Origin of the sequence: Mycolicibacterium rhodesiae, assembly GCF_002086695.1 — a bacterium.
Taxonomy (GTDB): domain Bacteria; phylum Actinomycetota; class Actinomycetes; order Mycobacteriales; family Mycobacteriaceae; genus Mycobacterium; species Mycobacterium rhodesiae.
Genome location: NZ_MVIH01000014.1, coordinates 90,768 through 107,898, shown reverse-complemented (window position 1 = coordinate 107,898; position 17,131 = coordinate 90,768). Strand labels below are relative to the sequence as shown.

The 17,131-nt window shown below is 67.4% G+C and carries 15 protein-coding genes; 3 read left to right on the top strand and 12 right to left on the bottom strand.

Annotated elements, in window-relative coordinates; all coding sequences use genetic code 11:
- Nucleotides 1-37: 37 nt before the first annotated feature.
- The 5 genes from glmM to BST42_RS23300 form a co-directional block, all read right to left on the bottom strand.
- Nucleotides 38-1,375, bottom strand: coding sequence for a phosphoglucosamine mutase (glmM, locus tag BST42_RS23320; protein WP_083121692.1), 1,338 nt, complete (start codon nucleotides 1,373-1,375; stop codon nucleotides 38-40).
- 161 nt (nucleotides 1,376-1,536) lie between these two features.
- Nucleotides 1,537-1,998, bottom strand: a complete 462-nt coding sequence (locus BST42_RS23315; RefSeq protein ID WP_083121691.1) for a hypothetical protein — start codon at nucleotides 1,996-1,998, stop codon at nucleotides 1,537-1,539.
- 334 nt (nucleotides 1,999-2,332) lie between these two features.
- Entirely contained in the window at nucleotides 2,333-2,827 is a 495-nt protein-coding gene (gene rpsI / locus BST42_RS23310; protein ID WP_083121718.1) for a 30S ribosomal protein S9, read from the bottom strand.
- Between the two features lie 14 nt (nucleotides 2,828-2,841).
- Nucleotides 2,842-3,285: a 50S ribosomal protein L13 gene (gene rplM, locus BST42_RS23305; protein WP_036340754.1), complete on the bottom strand. Its 444-nt coding sequence runs from the start codon at nucleotides 3,283-3,285 to the stop codon at nucleotides 2,842-2,844.
- 198 nt (nucleotides 3,286-3,483) lie between these two features.
- Nucleotides 3,484-4,386 carry a PaaI family thioesterase gene (locus BST42_RS23300; RefSeq protein WP_083121690.1) on the bottom strand — a complete coding sequence of 301 codons (903 nt, stop codon included), beginning with the start codon at nucleotides 4,384-4,386 and terminating at the stop codon, nucleotides 3,484-3,486.
- A gap of 121 nt (nucleotides 4,387-4,507) precedes the next feature.
- On the opposite strand from BST42_RS23300, the gene BST42_RS23295 reads away from it, so the two are divergent.
- Together BST42_RS23295 and BST42_RS23290 are read left to right on the top strand one after the other, a co-directional pair.
- Entirely contained in the window at nucleotides 4,508-5,464 is a 957-nt protein-coding gene (locus BST42_RS23295) for a TIGR03557 family F420-dependent LLM class oxidoreductase (protein ID WP_083121689.1), read from the top strand.
- A gap of 41 nt (nucleotides 5,465-5,505) precedes the next feature.
- Nucleotides 5,506-6,150: a GNAT family N-acetyltransferase gene (locus tag BST42_RS23290; RefSeq protein ID WP_083121688.1), complete on the top strand. Its 645-nt coding sequence runs from the start codon at nucleotides 5,506-5,508 to the stop codon at nucleotides 6,148-6,150.
- Here the strand turns inward: BST42_RS23290 and adhP are convergent.
- The 7 genes from adhP to eccCb all read right to left on the bottom strand — a co-directional run bounded on the left by adhP (nucleotide 6,141) and on the right by eccCb (nucleotide 15,709).
- Complete coding sequence (gene adhP / locus BST42_RS23285) at nucleotides 6,141-7,202, bottom strand: alcohol dehydrogenase AdhP (RefSeq protein ID WP_083121717.1); 1,062 nt, start codon at nucleotides 7,200-7,202, stop codon at nucleotides 6,141-6,143. The two genes, BST42_RS23290 and adhP, sit on opposite strands and share 10 nt — an antisense overlap.
- A gap of 65 nt (nucleotides 7,203-7,267) precedes the next feature.
- Entirely contained in the window at nucleotides 7,268-8,791 is a 1,524-nt protein-coding gene (exaC, locus tag BST42_RS23280; RefSeq protein WP_083121687.1) for an acetaldehyde dehydrogenase ExaC, read from the bottom strand.
- Between the two features lie 110 nt (nucleotides 8,792-8,901).
- Nucleotides 8,902-10,197 (bottom strand): GAF domain-containing protein, encoded by a 1,296-nt coding sequence (locus BST42_RS23275; RefSeq protein ID WP_083121686.1) that lies wholly within the window; start codon nucleotides 10,195-10,197, stop codon nucleotides 8,902-8,904.
- A 164-nt stretch (nucleotides 10,198-10,361) separates the two neighbouring features.
- Nucleotides 10,362-10,655, bottom strand: a complete 294-nt coding sequence (locus BST42_RS23270; protein ID WP_083121685.1) for a WXG100 family type VII secretion target — start codon at nucleotides 10,653-10,655, stop codon at nucleotides 10,362-10,364.
- Nucleotides 10,656-10,670: 15 nt separating this feature from the next.
- Entirely contained in the window at nucleotides 10,671-10,979 is a 309-nt protein-coding gene (locus tag BST42_RS23265) for a WXG100 family type VII secretion target (RefSeq protein ID WP_083121684.1), read from the bottom strand.
- Between the two features lie 48 nt (nucleotides 10,980-11,027).
- Nucleotides 11,028-12,194, bottom strand: coding sequence for a type VII secretion-associated protein (locus BST42_RS23260; RefSeq protein ID WP_133057506.1), 1,167 nt, complete (start codon nucleotides 12,192-12,194; stop codon nucleotides 11,028-11,030).
- The gene (gene eccCb, locus BST42_RS23255) at nucleotides 12,191-15,709 is read right to left on the bottom strand and encodes a type VII secretion protein EccCb (protein ID WP_083121682.1); all 3,519 of its coding nucleotides are present in this window, start codon (nucleotides 15,707-15,709) and stop codon (nucleotides 12,191-12,193) included. Before eccCb ends, BST42_RS23260 begins: the two co-directional genes overlap by 4 nt.
- Nucleotides 15,710-15,801: 92 nt before the next feature.
- Between eccCb and eccD the strand changes: the two genes are divergently transcribed.
- A complete protein-coding gene (gene eccD, locus BST42_RS23250) occupies nucleotides 15,802-17,127 on the top strand; it encodes a type VII secretion integral membrane protein EccD (protein WP_083121681.1) in 1,326 nt (441 codons plus the stop codon).
- The last annotated feature ends 4 nt before the right edge of the window (nucleotides 17,128-17,131 follow it).

The following is a 17,131-nucleotide window of genomic DNA, read 5'->3' as shown; positions in this document are numbered from 1 at the left end:
GACGCACGGCGCGCCGGACAGGTTCCCGGAACTTTTGTCAGCCTTGGGCGCTGACCGACTCGGCGACACGGATCGCCAGCAGCCGGGCGGTGTCTTCGTCAGCGGCTTCTACCATGACGCGCACCATCTGTTCAGTTCCGGATGGGCGCAACAGGATTCGCCCGGTGTCACCGAGTTCGGCCTCGGCCGCGCGCACCGCGCTCTGCACCGCAGGCGCCTCGGCGACCGTCGCCTTGTCCGCCACCGTGACATTGATGAGCACCTGCGGCAGGGTCTGCATCGGTGCGGCCAGCTCAGCGAGCGACAAGCCAGTCTGGGCCATCCGCGCCATCAACCGCAAGCCGGTGGCAAGCCCGTCACCGGTCGTTCCCAGCGCAGGCATCACGATGTGGCCGGACTGTTCCCCGCCGAGCGAGTACTCCCCGGCACGCAGTTCCTCCAGGACATACCGATCACCAACTCCGGTGGTGCGCACCGTGATTCCGGCCTCGCGCATGGCGATGTGCAACCCGAGATTGCTCATCACGGTGGCCACCAGTGTCTCGGAAGCGAGCTCACCGGCCTCGCGCAAGGCAAGGGCGAGGATCACCATGATGGCGTCACCGTCGACAACCCGGCCGTCGGCGTCGACCGCCAGGCAGCGATCGGCGTCGCCGTCGTGCGCCAGACCCAGGTCGGCACCATGGGCCAACACCGCGGCCTGTACCTGCTCCAGATGCGTTGAGCCGCAGCCTTCGTTGATGTTGAGGCCGTCCGGTTCGGCGTTGATCGCGATCACGCTTGCGCCTGCAGCGTGGTACGCGCGCGGCGCGGCCTGGAACGCCGCGCCGTTGGCGCAGTCGACGACGACCGACAGCCCGTCCAATCGCACCGGTGCCGCACCGCGGATGTGGTGCAGGTAGCGCTCCAGTGCATCGCGCGCATCGAGCACACGCCCGATGCCCGCACCGACCGGACGCAGCCCGGGGCCTTGAGCGACGAGCTCTTCGATGCGATCCTCGGCGTCGTCGTCGAGCTTGTGTCCGCCGGGACCGAAGATCTTGATGCCGTTGTCCGGCATGGCGTTGTGCGACGCCGAGATCATCACGCCGAAGTCGGCACCGTAGGCGGCGGTCAGAAAAGCGACCGCCGGCGTCGGCAACACCCCGACCCGCAGCGCGTCCACACCCTCACTGGTCACGCCGGCGATGACCGCCGCCTCCAGCATCTCGCCGCTGGCGCGCGGATCACGTCCGACGACTGCGAGGCGCCGGCCGGTGCTTCTGGTTGCCGCGAGCCGGCGTGCCGCCGCCGCTCCCAACGCCAGGCCCAGCTCGGCAGTCAGTTCTCGGTTGGCGACGCCGCGGACACCATCGGTCCCGAACAGTCGACCCATGTGGACAAATTTCTCACAACTAGCCGCTCAGAACACAACCAACCAGGTTAACGGCCGTGTCGCCACCAAACCGACACAGCAACGAGACGCTCCATGGCGAACACTGCCCGCACCCGGAATGGGTGCGGGCAGTGCGCTGCTGCTATCCAGCTGACAGACGATTACCGGCTGCCGGTCATCGGCGCCTCGGCGGGCTCCGGAGCGGCCGGCACGGCCGTCGCACCGATACCCGCGTTGCCGTGTCCGCTCTGACCGGGAGCCATCTCGGAGTTACCCGGTCCGGCCTGGGTGAACGTGTAGCTCACACCCGTGGCGCTGCTGGCGCACACCGGAACAGTGGAGATCTCCTTGCTGGCGAGCTGCGGCAGCTTCGACGACAGGTCGTCGCCCGGGCACACGCTGGTGGCCAGGGTCTGCGCGCTGCTGACCGACACGTTCTGGATCGTGCCGAGTTGCTCACCGTTGACGGTCAGGCCCACATTGAGCTGATCGCCGGCCGCCTGCGGCGCCTGAGGCTGCGGCGCCGGTGCCTCGGGAGCCGCGTTCGCGAGTCCGAAACCACTCGCGACGAGCAGCGAGCCGCCAAGCAACGCACCAGCGGCCGTCTTCGTGAACGTGTTCATATTCGCTCCTTTTCTTCTGCGTGATGGCAGGGAATCAGAGCTGCGGGAGCAGATCGCTCACCTCACAGCCCCGAAGGAGAACACCGACCCCCCGAAGGGTCCCGCCTCCTACCTCGGGCGGCCGAACGTTGCCGTCGGCCTCTAGAAGGCTTTCCGAAGGGCAGTTGGCTCAAACCAGAACTTGATAATCCGCCGCGACATGCGCGCTGAGCAGGCAACACGGCGTGTGACCCAGGTCATAGACGACGCTGGGGGCCACAAACGACGCACCGGGCGCCTCCAGCCGAAAGACTGGCGACGCCCGGTGGGCCGTTGCGTAGATGTACGCGACAGGTCAGCGCTTGCTGTACTGCGGCGCCTTACGGGCCTTCTTGAGGCCGTACTTCTTGCGCTCGATGGCACGCGGGTCACGGGTGAGGAAGCCGGCCTTCTTCAGCGCAGGCCGGTCCTCAGGCTGAACCAGGATCAGCGCCCGGGCGATCGCCAGGCGAAGCGCACCGGCCTGACCCGAGGGGCCGCCGCCGTCGAGGTGGGCGTAGATGTCGAAGCTGTCCACCCGGTCAACGGTCACCAGCGGAGCCTTGATCAGCTGCTGGTGCACCTTGTTCGGGAAGTAGGCCTCCAGGCTGCGGCCGTCGAGGTTGAACTGGCCGGTGCCCGGCACCAGCCGAACCCGCACCACAGCCTCCTTGCGGCGGCCGACGGTCTGGATCGGACGGTCGATGATCACCGGTGCACGCGGGGTGCCCTCGGCAGCGTCCTCGGGGGCCTCGGAGGTCTCGGGGGCGTCCAGGGCCTCGATCACTTCGGTCTCGACGACCTCGGTCACGTCTGTCGTTTCGCTCACTGGGCCACCTGCTTGATCTCGAACGGAATCGGCTGCTGGGCGGCGTGCGGATGATCCGGGCCCGCGTAGACCTTGAGCTTCTTCTGAATCTGCCGGCTCAGCTTGTTGTGCGGCAGCATCCCGACGATGGCCTTCTCGACCACACGATCGGCATGCTTTTCCATCTCGTCGCCAAGAGTGCGCGCCCGCAGACCACCGGGGTAACCCGAGTGACGGTAGGCCATCTTGGACTGGAGCTTGTCGCCACTGACGGCGATCTTGTCGGCGTTGATGACGATGACGAAATCGCCACCGTCGACATTCGGCGTGAATGTCGGCTTGTGCTTGCCGCGCAACAGGTTTGCTGCCGCGACGGCGAGCCGGCCGAGCACCACGTCGGTGGCGTCGATGACGTACCACGAACGCGTGGTGTCACCCGCCTTCGGCGTGTACGTAGGCACAGCGCTACCTCTCTCTTTCGGGTTTCTACCCCGTGTGGATCCCGGTGTGACCCGGGTGTCGGTCGGAACGTGACGGTGGGGTTGCTCCTCGGCGACCAACACTGACCCGAGAACCCCGCTTACCCCGCGGGGCGAACCGCGGCGTACCGCACGCCAACGTGGCAGCTTACCTGCGACGATCCGGGCAGGTCAAAACGCTCATCCCCGCTCGTAGGCGATGTTGGCGACGGCGCGGACATAGTGGGTGCCCGCGGCGTCGGTCATGGTCGCCGAGACCGTCCCCATCCGGCGCCCCACCCGTTCGGTGACGGTGGCCAGCGTGAGGGACCGACCGTCGACCGGCGGCGACCGGAAGTAGTAAACCGAGAGGTCAGCCAGGGTGTAGCGATCACCCGCGCCGGTGTGTGCCTGGCCTGCCAACCAGCAGGCTTGGCCGATGATCGAGGCGATGACCCCGCCCTGGATGGCGCCGAGGGGATTGGCCATCCACGGTTGCGGGTCGATGGTCAGGATCGGTTCGTCTGCACTCTCGACCCTCAGAGCCAGCAGTTCACTCAAGGGACCGCGGGCGATCTCGCCGCTGCTGATCGCGGTCAGGATGCGCCGGCCGTCCCAGTCCGGATCGATGGCCGAGACTGCTGTATCGATGTCGGGCGGGCCGGGCAGCGTCGTGACGGGTTCAGCGATCGCGTCCTTGTCCAGTGCGCGCAGTGCTTCGGAGCTGCGGCCGACCCGGACGGCGCGGGCAACGCCCGAGCAGACGACGTCGTGCGAGCCGTTGGTGATGGTCATGGTCGCCGTGCCCTGGGCGTCGTCGCGGTGAGCCATGGCCGAGATGGCGTGCAGCCGATCTCCCACTGTGGGGCGGACGCCGGCGGTCAGCGCCAGCCACGATTGCACGGTGGCGACCGGTTCGGCGAACGTGTACCAGTAGGCGCCGCTCGTGACGGATTCGGCCATCACCGCGTAGGCAGGCATCTCCAGCAGACCGCGATGGTCGACGAGCGTCTGATTCACCTGTTGATCCAACGAGATGCCGGCCTCACTGACTCCGGTGTTGCCGACGCAGAAGACCGACTGAGGTCCGTTAGGTGTGCTCATTTCCTGGCATCTTGCCGTACCTCAGGAAGCGAGGTCGAGCGCGGCGCCGATCAGCGCCAGATGGCTGAGACCCTGCGGCAGGCCAGCGAATAGCCTTGCCCGCAATGGGTACTTCGCCGTCATGGCGAAAATCGGATACTTCTTGTCCTCTGAACAGTACTGCCCCTCAGAACTCGTCGATCAGGCCAAGCGCGCGGAGGCGGCCGGATTCGAAAGTCTCTGGATCTCGGATCATTTCCACCCGTGGAACGACGAGCAGGGTCAGAGCGCGTTCGTGTGGGGTGTTATCGGCGCGTTGTCGGAAGCCACCTCACTTCCCGTCTCGACGGCGGTGACCTGCCCGACCATGCGGATCCACCCGGCGATCATCGCCCAGGCCGCGGCGACCGCCGCCGTTCAGCTCGACGGCAAGTTCGTGTTGGGCGTCGGTAGCGGTGAGGCTCTGAACGAACACATCCTCGGCGACCCGTGGCCATCGGTCGGCGTTCGGCTGGAAATGCTCGAGGAGGCTGTCGAGGTGATCCGGCTGTTGCACCGCGGCAACGAGGTGAGCCACCACGGTGTGCATTACGAGGTGCAGGAGGCCCGCATCTACACCCGGCCAGAGCAGCCTGTGCCGATCTACGTGTCGGGCTTCGGACCGCAGGCCGCCGAGCTGGCAGGCCGTATCGGCGACGGCTATGTCCTGGTGACCCCGGAGGCCGATCTGGTGCAGACATTCCGCAACTCCGGCGGCGGGGACAAGCCGGTGCAGGCCGGTATGAAGGTCACCTGGGATCGCGACGCCGACAAGGCGCTGGAGGTCGCACATCGGCTGTGGGCCAACGATGGCCTCCCGGGGCAGAGCGCGCAAACCCTGCCGCGGCCCAAGGACTTTGAAGCGTTGATGGACCTGGTGCCGCGGGAGACGGTCGGCGAGTCGATCATCTGCGGTCCGGACCCCGACAAGCACGTCACGCGAGCACGTGAGTACATCGACGCCGGCGTCGACGAGCTCTACGTCCAGCAGATCGGCCCGGACTTGGACGGCTTCTTCGCCGCCTGGGAGTCCGACGTGCTTCCACAGCTGCGCGGATAAATCACTTTCGGACCCGCCCCGCGCTGTGGTCCTCTTGTGTCATGGCTGATGTCTGGCCGCCGGCCGACCTGCAGGTGGTGACGCCGCGCCTCGGGCTGCGCTACGTCGACGACGAACTGGGGACGGCGCTGGCAACGTTGGCGGCCAAGGGCATTCACGATCCGGCGGTCATGCCGTTCACCGAACCCTGGACCGATGTGCCCTCCCCTGCGCTGGAGCGCAACGCCCTGCAGTTCTACTGGCGCAACCGCGCCGAACTGTCGCCTGCGCGGTGGAACCTGGACCTCGCTGTCCTCGTCGAGGACAAGGTGGTCGGAATGTGTTCGGTTCACGCCGAGGACTTTCCGAACAATCGCCGGTTGACCACCGGCTCATGGCTCGGCCTGGCTCATCAGGGTCGGGGCCTCGGTAAAGAGCTCCGCCAGGCGGCTCTGCATCTGATCTTCGCCGGTTTCGACGCCGATCTCGCGGTCACCCGAGCCTGGCACGACAACGCCGCGTCGTTGGCGGTGACCCGGTCACTGCCCTACACCGAGACCGTCAGAACGCGCGAGCTCCGACGCGACCGCCCCGACACCATGGTGGGTTTCGCCATGACGCCGGGGCGGTGGGCGACGATCCGACGCGACGATATCCGTCTGGTCGGCATCGAGGCCGTTCGCAGGCTGCTGGAGACTCAGCGGTAGTCGATGACGACGCGGCCGTCGATCTGGCCCCGCTCCATCCGACCGAACACCTCGTTGATGTCGTCGAGCTTGGCGGCCTCGACGGTGGGATGGATCAACCCGCGGGCGTAGAAGTCGAGCGCCTCGGCCATGTCCTGCCGGGTGCCGACGATGGAGCCGCGAATCGTCAAGCCCTTCAACACGATGTCGAAGATCGGTGCGGGGAAGTCGCCCGGCGGCAGGCCGTTGAAGACGATGGTTCCACCGCGCCGGGTCAGCCCGATCGCCTGGCCGAACGCCTGCGGGTGCACCGCCGTGACAAGCACGGCGTGGACACCGCCGGTGGCTTTCTGCACTTCGTCGACGACGTCGGAGGTCCTGGCGTTGACGGTCACCTCGGCACCGAGCCGTTCGGCCAGTGCGAGTTTCGCGTCGTCGATGTCGACGGCGACCACACGCAGTCCCATCGCGCGGGCATACTGCACAGCGATGTGTCCGAGGCCGCCGATACCGGAAATCGCGACCCACTGGCCGGGCCGGGTGTCAGTGACCTTGAGGCCCTTGTAGACGGTGACGCCGGCGCACAGGATGGGTGCCACCTCGAGTGGGTCGATGCCATCCGGAATCCGGGCGGCGTAGGCCGCATTCACCAGCATGTAGGTACCGAAGCTGCCGTTGACGCTGTAACCGCCGTTGCGCTGGCTCTCGCACAATGTCTCCCAGCCGGTGCGGCAGTATTCGCAGCTGCCGCACGCCGACCACAGCCAGGCGTTGCCCACCTTGTCACCCAGTTCCAGGTCGGAGACGCCCTCGCCGAGCGCGACGACAGTGCCGTAACCCTCGTGGCCCGGGATGAACGGCGGTGCCGGTTTGACCGGCCAATCACCATGGGCGGCATGCAGATCGGTGTGGCAGACCCCGGAGGTCTCCAGTTTGACCAGAGCTTCCCCGGGGCCGGGAGTGGGCAGGTCGAGGTCGGTGACGTGCAGCGGTGCACCGAATTCGGTGACGACTGCGGCGCGCATGGTGTCGGTGTCGGTCGATGTGGCGGGTGCGCCAAGTGTCTGTGTCATGGTCATGTCCTTTCGTGAAAGTGGTTGTCGGCCTCAACGGTGTCTTCGCTTCGTCGCGCGAGCGCTCAGAAGAAGCCTTGGGCTGTGTTGGAGTAGGAGACGAGGAGATTCTTGGTCTGTTGGTAGTGGTCGAGCATCATCAGATGGTTTTCCCGGCCGATGCCGGACTGCTTGTAGCCGCCGAACGCGGCGTGGGCGGGGTACTGGTGATAGCAGTTGGTCCACACCCGGCCGGCTTTGATGTCGCGGCCGGCGCGGTAGGCGGTGTTGCCGTTGCGACTCCAGACTCCGGCGCCGAGGCCGTAGAGGGTGTCGTTGGCGATGCGGATGGCGTCGTCGTAATCGGTGAATGATGTGACGGCGACGACGGGTCCGAAGATCTCTTCCTGGAAGACGCGCATCGCGTTGTCCCCGGTGAAGATCGTGGGCTGGACGTAGTATCCGCCATTGAGGTCGCCACCGAGCTCGGCACGTTCACCGCCGGTGACGATCTGGGCGCCTTCGCTTTTGCCGATCTCGATGTAGGACAGGATCTTTTCGAGCTGATCGTTGGAGGCCTGCGCCCCGATCATGGTTTCGGTGTCGAGCGGATCGCCCTGCCGGACCGCCTTGGTGCGGATGGCCGCCATGGCCAGGAACTCGTCGTAGATGTCGGCCTGAATCAGGCTGCGGGACGGGCAGGTGCAGACTTCGCCCTGGTTGAGGGCGAACATCGTGAACCCCTCCAATGCCTTGTCCTGGTAGTCGTCGTTGGCGGCGAGCACGTCGGAGAAGAAGATATTCGGGCTCTTGCCGCCCAACTCCAGGGTGACCGGGATCAGGTTCTGGCTGGCGTATTGCATGATCAGCCGACCGGTGGTGGTCTCGCCGGTGAACGCGATCTTGGCGATCCGGTTGCTCGACGCCAGCGGTTTGCCGGCCTCCACACCAAAGCCGTTGACCACGTTGAGAACTCCGGCGGGCAGCAGGTCGGCGATCAACGAGATCAGATACAGCACCGAAGCGGGGGTCTGCTCGGCCGGCTTGAGCACCACCGCGTTACCCGCGGCCAACGCCGGCGCCAGCTTCCACACCGCCATCAGGATCGGGAAATTCCACGGAATGATCTGCCCCACCACCCCCAACGGCTCGTGGAAGTGATAGGCCACGGTGTCCTCATCGATCTGAGACAGCGAGCCTTCCTGGGCGCGGATCGCGCCGGCGTAATAGCGGAAGTGGTCGACCGCCAACGGAATATCGGCGTTGAGCGTTTCCCGGATCGGCTTGCCGTTGTCCCACGACTCGGCCAGCGCGATCGACTCCAGATTCGCCTCGATACGGTCAGCGATCTTGTTGAGGACTTGAGCCCGCTCGGCTGCGGACGTCTTCCCCCAGGCGGGTGCCGCGGCGTGGGCGGCGTCCAGGGCCAGCTCGATATCGGCCTCGGTGGAACGCGCCACCTCGCAGAACACCTCACCGGTCACCGGCGTGCGGTTCTCGAAGTACAAACCGCCCACCGGAGCGACCCAGTCACCACCGATGAAGTTCTCGTAGCGGGCCGCAAAGGACATCAGCGAGCCCTCCGTACCGGGCCTCGCGTATACGGTCATGGTGTTCTCCTACCTGGTCAAGACGACGAAATGTGTCGGTCGTCACTGAAGGTAGGCAGTACGGGGTTGCAGCACGGTTGCACTCGTTCGCGCACCGTTGCACGCGCGGCTCACGCCAGGTCGAAGTCCAGTCCGGCCAGCTTGCCGCGGGCCTGGGCCTGCTGCACGGAGCCGGGCAGGGTGCCGTCGTGCAACGCGCGCCACCCGTCCCGGTCGTCGCGGCCGTCCGGGCTGTCCAGCCAACGGCGCAACACCGCGGGGTCGCCGGTCGCCAACGCCGCGCCCCGCAATGTCATGGCCAACTCTGTGCGCAATCTCCCGACTGCCGGTGAGATCGACTGTGGCAGAAGCGGTCCCGGATACCGATCGAGCGCCGCGGTCACATCTCCGGCATCGAGGGCCTCGTACACCTCGCCGATGTCGGTGGTGATCGGCACCATCAGCCGATACGGTCGCGACTCGATGGCGTCTGCGCCGACGACCTTGCGCAGCCGCGACATCTCGGCACGCACCGTCACGACGTCCAGGTCCTTGTCGTCGAGCAGCATCGCCAGATGGTCAGCGCTCAGACCTTCGGGGTGACGGCTCAACAGCACCAGGATGTCGGCGTGCCTACCGGTCAGTGTGGTGGCGCGCAGGTGCCCGAACTCGTCGGTGACCAGCCAGCGCGGGCGTTCAGATCCGAGCACGGTCAGCCGGGGTCGTGGCTGCGCGGCTTCGACGGGTCCGCCGGTCAGCCGCAGCAGCGCCAGGTGCGTTTCGACGGCGACGACGGTGGCGCGCACGAGCGCCAGGGCCTGCGGGGTGGCGACCCGCGATCCGCCGGTCAGGTCGAGTGCGCCGAGCAGGGCACCGGTGGTGGGGTCATGCACGGGCACCGCCGTACAACTCCACGGTTGCACCACCCGGGAGAAGTGCTCAGACCCGTGAATCTGCAGCTCAGCGTCCACAGCCAGCGCGGTACCGGGCGCGTTCGTCCCGGCGCCGCGCTCACTCCAGTCCGCCCCCGGCACAAAGTTCATGGCCTCCGCACGCCGGCAGGCGTTGGGGTCACCCTCCACCCACAGCAGCGTGCCGTCGGCACCGCTGACGGCGACGACCACCCCGGACCCGGCGGCATCGTCGACGAGCAGCCTGCGGATCACGGGCAGTGCGGGTGCCAGCGGATGCGCCTCACGCAGGCGGGCCAATTTCTCCCCCACCGGGGAGGGTTGGGCCGCACCGTCCGGGTCGACACCCTTGGCCAGGCTGCGTTGCCAGCTCTTGGCGACGATCGGTCGCAGCGAGCTCGATTCCAGGTAGCTGGCGTCGACCTCGCCGGCGACGAACAGCTCATGGACCGCGCGCAAAAGCGCCGACGGCCGGGCGTCACCGGCACCGGTTCGCGTCGTTCTGGATATGCCCATCGGCGATCACACTCCTGCGTGCGGTCACCGGAGACCGGCGCGCGTGCGGTCACGATACGCCAGATCTCGACAGTCATGTGAGCATCGGATGCGATCGTCCGGGATGACTGTGCGGCCCCGTTGGCTCTCCTCCGCGGGGGCCGCACAGAGATCGAGGGACGCCGTCAGCCCCACATCCCGGCGGCGCGACGGTCGGCATCGGCCACGTCGGCCGCCCCGTCACGCACAGCAACCCCCAGTCGGACCAGGATGTCGCGCAACGCCGACGCGGATTGGTGCCACTGCGCCTGTTCGGCCTGATATGCCGCCGCGGCGTCACGGGTCCACACCTGCTGGAGCGGCGCGATCTGCCGGCTGAGATCGTCCAGGGCCGCGCCGAGTCGCGCGGACGTGCTCTGGATGTCGGCGAGTACCGCCGCGTCGATCTCGGCGAAATCGTAAGAGAGGACGGGGTCCACGGAGATGCTCCTTACCTAGAGGTGCTCGGTGACGGCAGCGATGCGCTGCGCGTGCAGTTGCGCGGCCTCACGCAGTTGGTGTTCGTTGTTTCTGATCGTGTCGGCGATCCCCGCAAGCGCCTGCGACAGCTTGGTGGACTCGTTGTTCCAGTGCGCCACGACGGTCTGGAATCGGGCGGCCGCCGATCCGCCCCAGACTGTGGGCGGTACAGACTCCATGCGGGTGATGAAGCCGCGCAACAAAACCCGTATCTCGTCATTGCGGGTGTCGGCCGCCGCGGCGACGGAGCGCATCAGGTCGAAGTCGGTGCTCAGTGTCGTCACGTGTCGTCCTTCGGATCGAGTTATCCAGTCTTACAATGGTTTCGACGCTCACGAGCCCGTTCCGGTTCCACTGATTTCGTGCGCGGATTCAATGGCTTGCTCGCAAGGCTCGGTGATCGAGTCGAGCCGGCCTTGCGCAGTCTGGCAACCGATGCTGATGCGGGTCGACCCGTCGTGGATCACCGCCCACCGGATCTCGCGGGCGATGCGGACTTCCCGGTAGGTGACTGCTGGGCGCCCGCCACGCCGGTCCGCGGGGTTGAAGTCGACGAACACACCGCGCGGCTGCTCAGCGATAGCCTTGCTCAGCGTCGCGGCGGCCTGATCCAACGTTTCTTCAGGAGAATAGGATTGGGTGATGTGCAGGGCCGTGTTCGAATCGGCCGGCGAGCTGGCCTGGACGCGGCGCGAACCAGGGCCGGCCGTGACGCGGGTGACCACCCAGTCCGGCGGGATCCGCAGCGTGACGCGGCCTTCGACGATGTAGATGCCGTCGGGAGTCCGCGCCGCCGGACCCGTGCGGACCGCGGCCATTCCAATAGCGCACAGTGTCAACGCCATGCCGGCCGCCACGGCTGCCGCCCCCCGCACCTGTCGCCGTGGGGCAGGGCCGGGTTCGACCGTCGACTTCGGCTCGGACGGGTCGGGGATGGCGGGCATCCGTACCATCCGCGCATCCTTGCCGCGCCGACACAGTGCGGTACGCAGGCTCTCGGCGTACTCCGCCGCACCGCTTACTCCCGGTGGAGCGTCGATGAGAACGGCCGCACGATCGGGTGTCTCGATGATCTCGGCGAGATCCAGTGGATGGTCCGGACGAATGCGTGTCACCGGATCGCGGCCGTCGCAGATGACGGCCACGAATTCGTCGGCGATCTCGATGACGGTGGCGGCCTCGCCTGCGGCCAGCATCGCGGCGCGGGGCAGCGCGAGAACCTCGGTGGCGACTGTCGCCGCAGCATCGACAAGTCGGGACACCCGGTGATGTGCCCACCATGACGGGTGCACGACAGTCATTGTCTCGCAGCGTTCCTCGACACTGTCGGCGAAGATCTTTCGCCACAGGTCGGCGACGGCGACCGGACGTTCGCGAAACAGCACCACCGTGTCGTCGATGCCGGCGAGTGCGGCCATGACCAACTCCTGCTCCCCCGTTCGCTGAGGGCGCGGCGTCAACCGGGTGACCAGTGCGGGACCGACTTCCAGCACCGTCACGGTGGGCTCCACCCGACCTGGACCAGCTCGGAGCCGGCCCGCGTCACCAGCAGTCCGCGGCCGGGCGAGCGCTCGGTTGCGCGGTGGTGGCCGATCAGCGGACCCTCGTCGGAGCTGCCGCTCATCAGCAGCGCGCCGCACCCGCTGTCCCGGACGTGCGCCAGAAGGGGTTCGAACATCGACCGCGCAGATCCCGCGCAGCGTCGGGCGATCACCATGTGCAGCCCGATGTCGGCGGCGTGCGGCAGCAGTGCGAGCAGCGGACTCAACGCATCCGGTGACGTGACGGCGACCACGTCGTAGTCGTCGACCACGACGTAGATCTCCGGTCCGGTCCACCACGATCTCGCCCGGAGCTGCTCGATCGTGGTGTCGGCGGTGGGCAATCTGGTCTGCAGCAGTGAAATGATGCCGGGAAGTCGTTGGGCGAGTCGGTGTTCGGAGAACACGTAGTCGAGCACGTGGTCCGCATCGGCGACATCGAGCAGGCCACGCCGGTAGTCGACGATGAACAGCAATGCGGGTTGCGTTGTCGTGGCGCGGAGCATCTCGCGACACAGTGTCCGTAGCGCCGCGGTCTTCCCGCACTCCCGGTCGCCGAGGACCAGCAGGTGCGCCTGGCGACGGAAGTCCACAGCCGCCGGGGCGAACTGGTCTTCACCAAGACCGAGCAGAACGCCGTCCATGTCGGCGGGTGCCATCTCGACGACCGCGGTGTGGTCGATGTGTCCGGGCAGCAGTCGAACGGGCGGCGCCTGCCACGACCGGTCGCAGACGATGTCACCGCCGTCCGGGATGGCGATCAGGAAGTGGTTGCCGTCGCGGGTGATGCCGCGCCCCGGCACGTCGATCGGAACGAGCGCCGCCTGCTTGCGATCCATCTCCGAGTCGATCGGGTCCCCCAGTCGCAGTTCGATTCTGGTGCCGATCTGGTCCTTGAGCGAGGGCCGGATGTCGGCCCACCGACCGGCGGTGAGGACCAGGTGGATCCCGAACGACAGACCGCGGGAAGCGATGCCGGCGATCGCTCCCTCGAGATCGGGGTATTCCTCCCGCAGGCTCGACCAACCGTCCACGACAAGGAAGACCTCACCGTACGGGTCGACATCGACCCTGTTCTCCCGAGCGGACAAAATGGCGCCGACGTGGCTGACCGTCCGGCGCACCAACTCGGTCTCGCCCCGGCCGGCGACCGATCCCACGTGGGGCAACCGTCGCAGCGAATCGAGGGTGCCGCCACCGAAGTCGATGCAGTAGAACTGGATCCGTCGCGCATCGTGACACGCAGACATCGCAGTGAGCAGCGACCGCACCGTCGTGGACTTTCCGCTTTGTGACGTTCCGACGACCGCAACATTGCCGAGTGCGCCGCTGAGGTCGACGGTCATGGGTGCCTGTCGCTGCTCGAACGGCAGGTCGATCACGCCGATCGCCACCGCACGATCGCGACCCGGACCGTGCGGCAGCTCAGCAAGGTTCACCGATCTGGTGAGCGGCGGAAGCCACATCCGGTGCGCCGGCGTTCCACGGCCACTGAACCGGTCGATGATCGCATCGAGCGCGGTTCGATGCGATCCGGCGGCGTCGTCGGGCAGTGACGGCGCGACGGGTTCCCGGGTGAACAGCGCCACGGATGCGGCTTTCGCTGTCTTGACACTGCTGGGTGCCGGCCCACCGAGGTACGTCGCCTGAAAGCGCACCAACTGCCCGTCTCCGGTGCGCAGCAGTGCGGCCCCCGGGGTGGCCGCAAGCTCGGCGGCATCAGTGACGCCGAGTACCGCTCGCGATTCCGCGGCCGTCGCGGTCTTGAGGCAGATGCGATACGACAGATGCGATTCGAGGCCGCGCAGGCGACCCTCGTCCAGGCGCTGGCTCGCCAGCAACAGATGGACGCCCAGTGAGCGGCCGACCCGCCCGATCATCGCGAACAGATCCGCGAAATCTGGCTGATGGGTGAGTAATTCGGCGAACTCGTCGACGATGACGAACAATGTCGGTAGCGGGGGCAGGCTGGGATCCACGAGTCGACGTCGCCGGTACGCGGCGAGATTGACCGCATTTCCCGCTCGCCGGAGGAGCTCCTGACGACGGTTGATCTCGCCGCCGAGCGCATCCTTTGCGCGCGCCACCAGAGGCGCGGCGTCGGCCAGGTTGGTGATGACGGCGGCGACATGGTGCAGGCGTTCCAGGCCGAGAAACGTCGCGCCGCCTTTGAAGTCGATGAGGACGAGATTGACATCGTCCGGCGAATGGCGGGCAATGAGCCCTGCCGCGATCGTGCGCAACAGTTCGGATTTTCCCGAGCCCGTCGCACCGACGCACAGCCCGTGCGGACCGTGGCCACTGTCGGCGGGCTCTTTGATGTCGAGCGCGACCGGTTCGCCGTCCACTGCTGCGCCGAGCTCGACCCGGAGTCGCTCGGCCGGCGGTAACTCTGGCCAGAGAACGTCCGACTCGGGGCAACTCACGCCGAATCCGCTGTCCTGGCGGCGGTACCGCGCCAGGCGTCGCGCACACGTCCGCGCCTGCATGATCGTCATGGCATCGGCGGTGGCGAACTCCTCGATGCCCGCGCCACTGCGCACCGCGAGGGTGTCCCCGTCGACCCGCAGGGATCGTGGTTCCGGGTCGTGTTCCACCGGCCCGACGGCGATGACGGTGGTGCCGGGCCCCACATGCATTCGGTGATCCGCTCCGTCGACGATGACGATCCGATACCCGCCCCCGGGGTCGCGTCTATCGTTGTGCGGCAGCCACTTCAGCCAGTCCCACTGCTGCCGATGTTCTGCGCTGACATCCGCTGTGATCATCAGGTTCGTCGGGTTGTGCAGCACGGCCAGCTGGCAGAGCATTGCACGGACCAGGGCACGCGCACTCGACGGATCGCCGTCGACGGCCAGCACATCAACCCTGGGCAGCGCGATCGTGACCGGCACATCGTCGACCGTCGCGTGGTGGTGCACGAAGCGCCGCAACGCATCGGCGGTCACCGGGTCCAGCTCATCCGCGGGACCGACGGGCGGCACGACGATCCGGCGAGCCAGCCGGTGTCGGCCGACGCCGACCCGGACATGGCAGAAGTCCGGATCCTGATCGCTGCGCTCCCACATCCGTGGGCCGCCGGCCAGGGTCCACAACACCGCCGGCTCCGGATGTCCCGCCAGCAATGCTGATCGTTGGCGCTGCACCGTTTCCCGCAGTTGCTCGCTGAGCTGATCGAGATGATTCAGATAGCGCCTGCGTTGGCGGTCGGCCCCGCGGCCCGGTCGCCGGGTACCGGCCTGCAGCGCCATGCCGACCACAGACGCCGCCATCATGACCGGCAGCAGCACTGCGGTCGGGCCGCGTGAAGCAGCCCCGGACCCCCACATCACGGCACCGATGGCCACCACCGCGCCGACCGTCAGAAGCGGCACGAGCCGCGACACACTCGACCTCGGCTCGGTACGAGGCAACGCATCGACGACCAGATCGTCGGTCGGAAAGTCGATCACCGACCGGGCAGCCCGATTCATGCCCGGACGGTAGACACCGTCGGCCCAGGCCGGCAATTCACCTGTGGACAGCGGAGTTCGACACCCCCGCGAGATCACTAACGTCCGCTGTCATGACTGCTGCCGACCAGACCTACCGGGTGTCGATCCGTACCACCGACCGGGAAACAGACGTCACCCTGCCCGCCGGCATACCGATCGCCGAGCTGATACCCGCCGTGGTCGATGTGATCGGCGCGGCGGAGTTCAGCGGCGCCGATCCGCATCTGACCCGCGTCTGTGGGCAACGGCTCGATCCGCAGACGACACTCGCGCAAGCGGCTATCCACGACGGTGAACTCCTGATCCTCACCACGGCCGAGCGGACGGCGCCGATCACCCGGTTCGACGCGAGTAGCGCGGTTGCCGATGCGATTGCGGCGTTGCCGGAACCCACGTGGCGACCCACCCGGTGCGGCGGCGGTCACTGCGTGCTGGCGTGGGCAGCCGCGACAGTGCTGGTATTGCTGGGACGCGCGGTTCTAGACCCGACTGCAGGCCAGCATCCCGTAATCGCCGCAATCGCAGCGCTTCTGGCGCTGACCGGTGCGGCCACCGCGTGCCGATCAGCTGCCGGCCGGGTGACGGTGGTGAGCCTCGGCGTACTGGCTGTTGTCTTCGCTGGTCTGAGTGCAGCCCTGCTTCCGTTGGGCCCGCCCGCGATGCCGACGTTCCTCGTGGCGATGGCCGCGATCGGGTCGACCTCGCTGGTGGCCTGGCGCCTGTTGGGCTGTGCCCCTGAGGTTTTCCTTCCGCTGGCTGTTGTGGCGATGGCGGCGGCAGTACCGGCCATGGGTGCGGTGGCAGGGTGCTGGGCCGCCGAGGCCAGTGGGCCGATGCTGGCTATCGGATCAGTGGCTGTGCTGGCGGCGTCGGCGCGGCTGTCGATCCACAGTTCCGGCCTGGCGAGGGCCGGCCTTGACGATGCTGACCTCAACGCCAGGGCGCGACTGGCTCATCACCGGCTGACGCTGGTCGTGGCGACGGCGGCCGTGGCGGCGGCTCTCGGGGCGGCCGTCACGGCAGCGACCACCTCACATCCACTTTCTGCGGCGATCTTCCTCACCATCATCGCAGCGCTGCTGACTATCCGGCTCGTTCAGGAGAGCGCACTGTATCGAACTGTCGTGCAGGGCATTTCGTCCGGGATCACGGTGACCGCGCTCGCCGGCTTGTGCGCCGTCGCCGCACCGCACTGCATCCCATGGCTGTGCGGGGCCCTTGCGTTCATCGGCGCCGGGGCGGTGTGGGCTGGGCATCGAGGATCGGCGTGCACCTCCCCGGCGGTTCGCCGGGCGGTCTCGATCGTGGAGCTGATGCTCGGTGCGGCGGTCGTACCCGGCGGCTGCGCGGCAGCGGGCATGTTCGGCGGGCTCGCTGAGATCGGTGCGGCCTGGTGAGGCT